The 11,044-nt window shown below is 39.4% G+C and carries 9 protein-coding genes; all 9 read left to right on the top strand.

What is annotated here, in order from left to right:
• Positions 1–293 precede the first annotated feature (293 nt).
• The 9 genes from QM859_RS06545 to QM859_RS06505 all read left to right on the top strand — a co-directional run bounded on the left by QM859_RS06545 (position 294) and on the right by QM859_RS06505 (position 11,040).
• Positions 294–1,277, top strand: coding sequence for an acetylxylan esterase (locus QM859_RS06545; RefSeq protein ID WP_414262516.1), 984 nt, complete (start codon positions 294–296; stop codon positions 1,275–1,277).
• 118 nt (positions 1,278–1,395) lie between these two features.
• On the top strand, positions 1,396–4,383 hold the full coding sequence (locus QM859_RS06540; protein ID WP_414262515.1) for an SIALI-17 repeat-containing surface protein: 2,988 nt from the start codon (positions 1,396–1,398) through the stop codon (positions 4,381–4,383).
• A 291-nt stretch (positions 4,384–4,674) separates the two neighbouring features.
• On the top strand, positions 4,675–5,373 hold the full coding sequence (locus QM859_RS06535) for an N-acetylmannosamine-6-phosphate 2-epimerase (protein WP_006152943.1): 699 nt from the start codon (positions 4,675–4,677) through the stop codon (positions 5,371–5,373).
• Between the two features lie 116 nt (positions 5,374–5,489).
• Positions 5,490–6,806 (top strand): ABC transporter substrate-binding protein, encoded by a 1,317-nt coding sequence (locus QM859_RS06530; protein ID WP_049494260.1) that lies wholly within the window; start codon positions 5,490–5,492, stop codon positions 6,804–6,806.
• Positions 6,807–7,044: 238 nt separating this feature from the next.
• Entirely contained in the window at positions 7,045–7,911 is an 867-nt protein-coding gene (locus QM859_RS06525) for a carbohydrate ABC transporter permease (RefSeq protein WP_053092415.1), read from the top strand.
• A gap of 16 nt (positions 7,912–7,927) precedes the next feature.
• Positions 7,928–8,767 (top strand): carbohydrate ABC transporter permease, encoded by an 840-nt coding sequence (locus QM859_RS06520; protein WP_414262513.1) that lies wholly within the window; start codon positions 7,928–7,930, stop codon positions 8,765–8,767.
• 68 nt (positions 8,768–8,835) lie between these two features.
• Positions 8,836–9,288, top strand: a complete 453-nt coding sequence (locus QM859_RS06515; RefSeq protein ID WP_414262512.1) for a NanQ anomerase/TabA/YiaL family protein — start codon at positions 8,836–8,838, stop codon at positions 9,286–9,288.
• A gap of 20 nt (positions 9,289–9,308) precedes the next feature.
• Complete coding sequence (locus QM859_RS06510; RefSeq protein WP_414262511.1) at positions 9,309–9,959, top strand: YesL family protein; 651 nt, start codon at positions 9,309–9,311, stop codon at positions 9,957–9,959.
• Between the two features lie 163 nt (positions 9,960–10,122).
• A complete protein-coding gene (locus QM859_RS06505; RefSeq protein ID WP_006149428.1) occupies positions 10,123–11,040 on the top strand; it encodes a dihydrodipicolinate synthase family protein in 918 nt (305 codons plus the stop codon).
• The last annotated feature ends 4 nt before the right edge of the window (positions 11,041–11,044 follow it).

The raw sequence follows: 11,044 nt of genomic DNA, 5'->3' as shown, positions 1-11,044 counted from the left end.
ACTATAAGATATGTTTTAGGAAAGAGATCTATACTAGAGTCATCAAAAAGAAATGAGGACTCTCATATGATGATTAAAGTAAATTATCAAAAAACATTTCAAGTGAAACAAGTCCCTTCTCATAAATACTAAGAAAAGAGCGAAATCGCTCTTTTTTATTTTTTTAAAACTACTTTCAGAGGGATTCTTGCTGGGGTCGGACATTAAATCCACTTTCCGTTTCCCTTTCTTTCTTGCATTGCTTCCCCATATGTGCTACAGTTATGATAACGGTTACAAAAAAGGAGAATTCTATGAGAAATCCAACATTAGTAGAAGAAATGAAAACATATAAAGGAAGAGATGAAGTTCCACAGGATTTTGATGTTTTTTGGGATGGTGAGATTAACAAGGTTTCGGTTTTGCCAGACTACCAATTAGAGGAACTTGACTTTCATATCCAAAATGTAAAATGTTATGAGTTAACCTTTAAAGGTACACGTGATGGCCTTGTCTATGCGCGTGTGGTCTTACCAAAATTAGATAAGAAAGTGCCAGTTATTTTCCACTTCCATGGTTATATGGGACGTTGCTGGGATTGGACAGACATGCTAGCCTTTACAGTAGCTGGCTATGGTGTCGTATCGATGGATGTTCGTGGGCAATCCGGTTACTCACAAGACGGCTTGCGTTCGCCTCTCGGAAATACAGTTAAGGGTCAAATCATTCGTGGTGCAGTAGAAGGGAAAGAGGAACTCTTCTATAAGGATGTTTATCTTGATATTTATCAATTGATTGAGATTGTAGCTAGTCTCCCTCAAGTAGATGAGGGGCAATTGGCCAGTTATGGAGCTTCGCAAGGAGGAGCATTGGCTTTAGTGGCTGCTGGTCTCAATCCGCGTATCAAGAGAACAGTGGCTATCTATCCATTCTTGTCAGACTTTAGACGAGTGCTAGAAATTGGCAATACCAGCGAAGCCTATGATGAACTCTTCCGCTATTTTAAGTTTCATGATCCTTTCCACGAAACAGAAGAGCAGATTATGGAGACGCTTGGCTATATCGATGTGAAAAACCTTGCCCATCGCATTAAAGGTGAGGTGAGAATGATTACAGGGCTTGATGACGATGTCTGCTATCCAATCACCCAGTTTGCTATTTACAATCGTTTGACTTGTGAAAAGAGCTATCGTCTCATGCCAGAATATGCCCACGAGGCTATGAATGTCCATGTCAATGACCAGGTTTACAACTGGTTGTGTGGTAGTGAGATTCCCTTTACCTATGTAGGTCATTAAAAAAATGAAAAAGAGCCTTGCTAAAACAGGGCTTTCTTTCTTGCTCAAAGTCCTAGGGGCTAAAATTTTTAAGCAAAAAAGAAAGCGCTTTATTTTTGTGGAAAATGGAAGGAAATATATGACACAGAGAGATTTTGAACGGAAAGAACGCTATGGATCTCGAAAATATACAGTGGGAACAGCTTCAGTAGTTATTGGAGCAGTTGTTTTTGGTGCGTCACCAGTTTTAGCTCAAGAAGCTCCAGCAACCAGTGGTGAAACAGCTGGACAAGCTTTGCCAGAATTGCCAAAAGAAGTAGAATCAGGAAATCTGGCTAACAAAGATAAGGAACTTGCTGATAAGTTGGCAGCAGCGACGTACAAAGGAACCGAGGTAAACCGTGAGGAGCTACAAGCAAATCCAGGTTCTGAAAAACCAACAGAAACTGAAACTCCAGCAGCTGAAACTGATAAGACAGAAGAAACTGAGAAACAAGAAGCTATCGCTCGTGATTATTACTCAAGAGAATTGGAAAATGTCAACACTGTCGTAGAAAAAAATGACGTTACAACCAATGCAGAAAATAATCAGCGAGATGATCTTACAAGTGACTTAGAGAAACTAAAGAAACTTCAAGATGCAACAGTGCATATGGAGTTCAAACCAGATGCATCGGCACCACGTTTTTACAATCTTTTCTCTGTATCAAGTGATACCAAGGAAAATGAGTACTTCACCATGTCAGTCTCTGATAATACAGCCCTTATCGAAGGTCGAGATGCAAATGGTGCGCAATTCTATGATAAATACACCGATGCGCCCTTAAAGGTTCGCCCAGGTCAGTGGAATTCAGTTACCTTTACTGTGGAAAAACCAACAACTGAAGTCCCTACTGGAAGAGTTCGTCTATATGTAAATGGTGTCTTGTCTAGAACAAGTCTAAAATCTGGGAAATTCATCAAAGATATGCCAGATGTTAACCACGTTCAAATCGGAGCAACCAAACGAGGAAGTAAGACAGTTTGGGGCTCAAATTTACAAGTTCGTAATCTAACAGTCTACGACCGTGCCTTAACACAAGATGAAGTTCGAACACGAAGTCAATTATTTGAAAGAGGAGACTTGGGGCAAGAACTTCCAGAAGGGGCTGAAATTTCTAAAAAAACAGATGTCTTTACAGCGGGTAAAAATGGGCAGTCAAATCCAGATGGTATTAATAGCTATCGTATTCCAGCCCTCCTTAAGACTGACAAGGAAACTTTGATTGCTGGTGCTGACGAACGCCGCTTACACCACTATGACTGGGGTGATATCGGTATGGTCGTTAAACGAAGTGAAGACAAGGGCCAAACATGGGGCGATCGCATCACTCTTACGAATCTACGTGACAATCCAAAAGCCAAGGATCCAAACATTGGTTCACCAGTAAACATCGATATGGTTCTGGTCCAAGATACGGAAACTAAACGAATCTTCTCAGTTTACGATATGTTTCCAGAAGGTAAAGGAATCTTCGGAATGTCTTCTGAAAGAGAAGTTGCCTATAAGGGAATTGATGGAAAAACGTATCAAATTCTATACCGTGAAGGAGAAAATGGAGCCTATACGATTCGTGAAAATGGTGTTGTCTACACACCAGATGGTCAGGCAACGGATTACCGTGTTGTTGTAAATCCTGTCAAACCTGCTTATAGTGATAAAGGCGATCTTTATCAAGGTGAGCAGCTACTAGGAAATATCTACTTTACAAGTAATAAAACTTCTCCATTTAGAATTGCTAAAGACAGCTACCTATGGATGTCTTACAGTGATGATGATGGTAAGACTTGGTCTGCACCACAAGATATTACTCCAATGGTCAAAGCTGATTGGATGAAATTCTTAGGTGTGGGACCTGGAGTGGGAATTACCCTCCAGAATGGACCTCATAAAGGTCGGATTGTTGTCCCTGTCTATACGACAAATAGAACTAACCACCTCAATGGTTCTCAATCATCTCGTATCATCTACTCAGATGACCATGGTAAGACTTGGCATATGGGTGGTGGTGTCAATGATAACCGTACACTTTATGATGGTACAGTAGTTGATTCAAGCAACATGAACAATTATTACGCTCAAAATACGGAAGCTTCTGTTGTTCAATTGAATAATGGTCAGTTAAAACTCTTTATGCGTGGTTTGACTGGTGATTTGCAAGTTGCGACAAGTAATGATGGTGGTATTACATGGGACAACTATGTAGCACGCTATGATGTACCTGATGTTTATGTTCAAATGGCGGCGACTCATACGGTTCAAGATGGTAAAGAGTACATCCTTCTAGCAAATGCTAATGGACCAGGTCGTAAGAATGGCTACATTCGAGTGGCTCGAGTAGAAGAAGATGGCGATTTAACTTGGTTGCACCATCATTTGATTCAAGAAGGGGAGTATGCTTATAACTCACTTCAACAAATTGGACCAAAAGAATTTGGTCTCTTGTATGAACACCATGAAGCTGGTGGCAATCCATATACTCTATCCTTCAAGAAATTCAACTGGGATTATCTAACTAAAGAGAGAGTTGCTTCTAAAGAAGTGAAAGTTACAACGGCTATGGAAAAATGGCCAGGCATTATTGCTATGGAATTTGATTCAGAAGTCTTGGTAAATCAAGCTCCAACTCTCAAACTAGCTAATGGTAAGACTGCAACCTTCATGACTCAGTATGATACTAAGACTCTCCTATTTACAATAGCTCCCGAAGATATCGGTCAAAAAGTTACAGCTATTGAAGCGGGTGCAATTGAAAGTATGCATAACTTGCCAGTATCTGTGGTAGGTACTAAACTTACGAATGGTTTTAATGGTGACGAACCGGCAATCCATGAAGTCCCAGAATTCGAAGGTGGTGTCAATGGTGACGAAGCAGCCAAAAACGAACTTCCGGAATATAAGGTTGAAGAAAAACCGCTTGTCACTTTAGTATCACAGCAAGACAAGACATATCAAGCTCCAGCAGCTCAACCACAACAACCAACCCTCCCTGCAACAGGAAGTGAGGTTTCAACTCCTCTAGTATCTGTAGGAATGGTTGGAATGCTCCTCGGCTTGTTTGGAATGGCTAAGAAAAAAGAAGATTAATGGCAACATTGAATCTAAAAAATCTCTATAAAAAAGGTTTAGACTTATATTAGAAGGGTCTGTAACGTTCATTCGTTACAGGCTCTTTATTTGTAGAAAGCGAAGATTCTAGTGGAAATAAGCGGATGGAAGGCGATTCAAACTCGGGTTTTTCTCTCTGAAACTACTTTCAGGAGATTCTGTTTCATAAAATTGTTTTGAAACTTCAATCTATTCTAGTACAAGTTATTGAAAGCGCTTCAAAAATGATATATAATAGGCTCATAAGAAAAAAGAAAAGGAGGAAAGTGGATGCCACAGATCAGTAAAGAAGCCTTGATTGAGCAGATTAAAGATGGAATCATCGTTTCTTGTCAGGCACTTCCTCACGAACCGCTTTATACAGAAGCGGGAGGTGTAATGCCCTTGCTAGTCAAAGCGGCTGAGCAAGGTGGAGCAGTCGGTATCCGAGCAAATAGTGTTCGGGATATTAAGGAAATCAAAGAGGTCACAAATCTTCCGATTATCGGAATTATCAAACGTGATTATCCACCACAGGAACCATTCATCACAGCTACTATGAAAGAAGTTGATGAACTAGCAGCTCTAGATATTGAGGTAATCGCTCTAGATTGTACCAAGAGAGAACGCCATGATGGCCTAGAGATTCAAGAATTTATCCGTCAAATCAAAGAAAAATATCCAAACCAACTCTTGATGGCTGACACAAGTACCTTTGAAGAAGGATTAACAGCAGTTGAGGCGGGAATCGACTTTGTCGGAACAACCTTGTCAGGCTACACATCTTATAGTCCAAAAGTGGATGGTCCAGATTTTGAACTCATCAAGAAACTATGCGATGCAGGTGTAGACGTCATCGCAGAGGGAAAAATTCATACACCAGAACAGGCTAAGCAAATCCTAGGTTACGGAGTACGAGGCATTGTAGTTGGTGGCGCTATTACTAGACCAAAAGAGATCACGGAACGATTTGTTGCAGGTCTCAAATAAGACAATTAAAACACGAGGAGAGTGGTTGATTAGTAAAACAAAATGTAAACGTATACAAAGTTGTCAATACTCATTATCCGTTTCGGATACGCTTATCATCATTTAGGAGAATACTAATGAAATTTAGAAAACTAGCTTGTACAGTACTTGCGGGTGCTGCTGTTCTATCTCTTGCTGCTTGTGGCAAATCAGACGCTAAAAAAGACGCTGCAAGTGATGCAGGAAAAACTGAAATCACTTGGTGGGCTTTCCCAGTCTTCACTCAAGAAAAATCTGGTGACGGTGTAGGAACTTATGAAAAATCTATCATCGAAGCTTTCGAAAAAGCAAACCCAGATATCAAAGTTAAACTAGAAACAATCGACTTCAAATCTGGTCCAGAAAAAATCACGACAGCTATTGAAGCTGGAACTGCTCCAGATGTACTTTTCGATGCACCAGGTCGTATCATTAATTACGGTAAAAATGGTAAATTGGCTGAGTTGAATGACCTCTTTACAGATGAATTTGTTAAAGATGTTAACAATGAAAACATCATTCAAGCAAGTAAAGCTGGTGATAAAGCTTACATGTATCCAATCAGTTCTGCACCATTCTACATGGCTATGAACAAGAAAATGTTGGAAGATGCTGGTGTAGCTAACCTTGTTAAAGAAGGTTGGACAACAGATGATTTTGAAAAAGTCTTGAAAGCACTTAAAGATAAAGGATACACTCCAGGTTCATTGTTCAGTTCTGGTCAAGGGGGAGACCAAGGAACACGTGCCTTCATCGCTAACCTATACGGCGGTTCTGTAACAGACAAAGAAGTTACTAAATACACAACTGACGATCCTAAATTCGTCAAAGGTCTTGAAAAAGCAACTAGCTGGATTAAAGATGGTTTGTTGAACAACGGTTCACAATTTGACGGTGGAGCAGACATCCAAAACTTTGCAAACGGTCAAACATCATACACAATCCTTTGGGCACCAGCTCAAAACGGTATCCAAGCTAAACTCTTGGAAGCAAGTAAAGTTGAAGTGGTAGAAGTACCATTCCCATCTGATTCAGGCAAACCAGCTCTTGAGTACCTTGTAAACGGATTTGCAGTATTTAACAACAAAGATGAAAAGAAAGTTGCTGCTGCTAAGAAATTCATCCAATTCATCGCAGATGATAAAGAGTGGGGTCCTAAAGACGTAGTTCGTACAGGTGCCTTCCCAGTTCGTACTTCATTTGGAAAACTTTACGACGACAAACGTATGGAAACAATCAGTGGTTGGACTCAATACTACTCTCCATACTACAACACAATCGACGGATTTGCTGAAATGAGAACTCTATGGTTCCCAATGTTGCAATCAGTGTCTAACGGTGACGAACAACCTGCTGCAGCTTTGAAGACATTCACTGAAAAAGCGAATGAAACAATCAAAAAAGCAGCTAAATAATAAGCCCTAAATAAAAAGTAAAATCCCCCCTTTTCCCTGTGCACATCTGTGTACGAAAAGGGGGAGTTTTGTTTAAAAAAATGTAAGGAACTGACAGGTCAAAATTAAAATGAAGTTCTTACATAGGCTTTTCTTGGAAAAAATTTCATTTTGATTTTACATCAATGTCAGATAACAATTAAAAAAACAAAAACTATTTGAAAGTGAGGTGCCGACTGTGAAAGTCAATAAAATTCGCATGAGAGAAACAATTGTTTCTTATGCTTTCTTAGCACCAGTATTAATCTTCTTTACCGTCTTTGTCCTAGCTCCAATGATCATGGGATTCATCACTAGTTTCTTTAACTACTCGATGACTAGCTTTGAGTTTGTGGGATTGGACAACTACATCCGCATGTTTAAAGACCCTGTCTTTACAAAATCTTTGATTAATACCGTAATCTTAGTTATCGGATCTGTACCAGTCGTTGTACTCTTCTCACTATTTGTGGCATCACAAACTTACCAACAAAATGCAGTTGCTAGATCCTTCTATCGTTTCGTATTCTTCCTTCCTGTTGTAACAGGTAGTGTTGCCGTAACAGTAGTATGGAAATGGATCTACGATCCTCTATCAGGTATTTTGAACTTCGTGCTTAAGTCAAGCCATATCATTAGCCAAAACATTTCTTGGTTAGGAGATAAAAACTGGGCTTTGATGGCGATTATGATTATTCTTTTGACAACATCAGTTGGTCAACCAATCATTCTTTACATCGCAGCAATGGGAAACATTGATAACTCTCTTGTTGAAGCAGCGCGTGTCGATGGAGCAACTGAATTACAAGTTTTCTGGAAGATCAAATGGCCAAGCCTCCTTCCAACAACTCTTTATATCGCAATCATTACAACAATCAACTCATTCCAGTGTTTCGCATTGATTCAGCTTTTGACTTCTGGTGGTCCAAACTACTCAACAAGTACACTTATGTACTACCTGTATGAAAAAGCTTTCCAATTGACAGAGTATGGCTATGCCAACACTATCGGTGTCTTCTTGGCAGTTATGATTGCCATCGTCAGCTTTGTTCAATTTAAAGTACTTGGAAACGACGTAGAATACTAATAGAAAGGAGACAGCTATGCAATCTACACAAAAGAAACCTTTAACAGCCTTCACTGTTATTTCAACCATCTTCTTGCTCTTATTGACTGTACTGTTTATCTTTCCATTCTACTGGATCTTGACAGGTGCATTCAAATCACAACCGGATACCATTATGATTCCACCACAATGGTTCCCTAAAGCTCCAACAATGGAGAACTTTGAACAACTTATGGTACAAAACCCTGCAATCCAATGGATGTGGAACTCAGTATTCATTTCATTGGTAACAATGTTCTTGGTTTGTGCCACTTCATCCCTAGCTGGTTATGTATTGGCTAAGAAACGTTTCTATGGTCAACGCATCCTCTTTGCTATCTTTATCGCTGCCATGGCTCTTCCAAAACAAGTTGTCCTTGTGCCATTGGTACGTATTGTTAACTTTATGGGTATCCATGATACTCTTTGGGCAGTTATTTTGCCACTTATCGGATGGCCGTTCGGGGTCTTCCTTATGAAACAGTTTAGTGAAAATATTCCAACAGAATTGCTTGAATCTGCTAAAATCGATGGTTGCGGTGAGATTCGTACATTCTGGAGCGTAGCCTTCCCAATCGTGAAACCTGGATTTGCAGCTCTTGCAATCTTCACCTTCATCAATACATGGAATGACTACTTTATGCAGTTGGTAATGTTGACTTCTCGTAACAACTTGACGATCTCACTAGGGGTTGCAACCATGCAGGCTGAAATGGCAACCAACTATGGATTAATCATGGCAGGTGCTGCCCTTGCAGCTGTGCCAATCGTAACAGTCTTCTTAGTATTCCAAAAATCATTTACTCAAGGTATTACTATGGGAGCGGTTAAGGGTTAATCGAGAGTATTTGATTATTTTGATACATTCTACAATTAGAAATAGTATCATAGAGAAAAGAGTAGAATATGATTTTTGATGATTTAAAAAATATAACCTTTTACAAAGGACTTCATCCGAATTTAGATAAGGCTATTGATTATCTTTATGAACACCGCAAAGATACTTTCGAATTTGGAAAGTACGATATTGACGGAGACAAGGTCTTTCTAGTAGTTCAAGAAAATGTTCTCAATCAAGAAGAAAATGATAGCTTTGAATACCATAAAAACTATGCAGACTTGCATTTGTTGGTTGAAGGGCATGAATACTCAAGTTTCGGTTCTCGTGTTAAGGACGAGGCAGTAGCATTTGATGAAGCTAGTGACATTGGCTTTGTTCACTGTCACGAACAATACCCACTATTGTTGGGTTATCACAATTTTGCAGTCTTCTTCCCAGGGGAGCCTCATCAGCCGAACAGTTATGCAGGCATGGAGGATAAGGTTCGCAAGTATTTGTTTAAAATTTTAATTGATTAGTAAGTTAGGAGGAGCAAGCAATGGCACAAAAAGGGTCAGGCCTAATTAAAGCAGCATTTGATACTGATAATTTTCTCATGCGTTTTAGTGAGAAAGTCTTAGATATTGTGACAGTTAATCTACTCTTTGTTGTGTCTTGTTTGCCAATTGTGACTATTGGGATAGCCAAGATTAGTCTTTACCAAACAATTTTTGAAATTAAGAAAAGTAGACGAGTTCCAGTATTTAAAACCTATATTAGAGCCTTTAAACAAAATTTGAAATTAGGTCTGCAATTGGGTTTATTGGAGTTGGGAATTGTTCTGATTAGTGTTCTTGATCTATATCTGTTTTGGGGACAAGAAGGTCTTGTATTTCAGTTGCTGAAAGTGATCTGTCTAGGGATTTTAATCTTCCTGACATTAGTGATGCTAGCAAGTTATCCTATCGCAGCTCGTTATGAATTAGCATGGAAAGAGGTTCTTCAGAAAGGTTTGCTTTTAGTAAGCTTTAACTTTCCTTGGTTCTTCCTCATGCTTGCAATCCTCTTCTTAATTGCTATGGTTCTATATCTATCAGCATTTACTCTTCTACTTGGTGGTTCGGCATTTTTACTATTTGCTTTTGGTCTTCTCGCTTTTTGGCAGGCTGGATTAATGGAAAAATTGTTCGCAAAGTATCAAGCTGAATGAAATAGGTATGAAACTACTTTCAATTGAAAAAATTTTCAAACACTAAGAAGAAATTAAAATCTAAGTGGCCGGGAGATATTGAAAGCCATTTTTACAAAGTGTATACTAATACAGTGAAAATTAATCTGCTCAAAGCAGAAAAAAGAAACCTTAGGAGAAATCTATGTCAGATTTAAAAAAATATGAAGGTGTCATTCCTGCCTTCTACGCATGTTATGATGATGCGGGTGAAGTTAGCCCAGAACGTACACGTGCTTTGGTTCAATACTTTATTGATAAAGGTGTTCAAGGACTTTACGTTAATGGTTCTTCAGGTGAGTGTATCTACCAAAGTGTAGAAGACCGTAAATTGATCTTAGAAGAAGTTATGGCAGTTGCCAAAGGTAAATTGACCATCATTGCTCACGTAGCTTGTAACAATACCAAAGATAGTATTGAACTGGCTCGTCATGCAGAAAGTTTGGGAGTAGATGCTATCGCAACAATCCCACCAATTTACTTCCGTTTGCCTGAGTACTCAGTTGCTAAATACTGGAACGATATCAGTGCTGCTGCACCAAACACAGACTATGTTATCTACAACATTCCTCAATTGGCAGGTGTTGCTTTGACTCCAAGTCTTTACACAGAAATGTTGAAAAACCCACGTGTCATTGGTGTTAAAAATTCTTCAATGCCAGTTCAAGATATCCAAACATTCGTTAGCCTTGGTGGCGATGACCATATCGTCTTTAACGGTCCAGACGAACAATTCCTAGGCGGACGTCTCATGGGAGCAAAAGCTGGTATCGGTGGTACTTATGGTGCTATGCCAGAACTCTTCTTGAAACTCAACCAATTGATTGCGGATAAGGACCTAGAAACAGCGCGTGAATTGCAATACGCTATTAACGCTATCATCGGTAAATTGACTGCAGCTCATGGGAATATGTACTGTGTGATTAAAGAAGTCTTGAAAATTAATGAAGGACTTAACATCGGATCAGTTCGTTCTCCACTTACACCAGTGACCGAAGAAGATCGTCCAGTTGTAGAAGCAGCTGCTCAATTGATTCGTGAAACTAAGGAGCGTTTCCTCTAATCAA

Origin of the sequence: Streptococcus infantis (assembly GCF_047463175.1) — a bacterium.
Classification (GTDB): domain Bacteria; phylum Bacillota; class Bacilli; order Lactobacillales; family Streptococcaceae; genus Streptococcus; species Streptococcus infantis_AC.
Note: the sequence above shows the minus strand (reverse complement) of the source record. Positions and strands in the feature narration are given on the sequence as shown.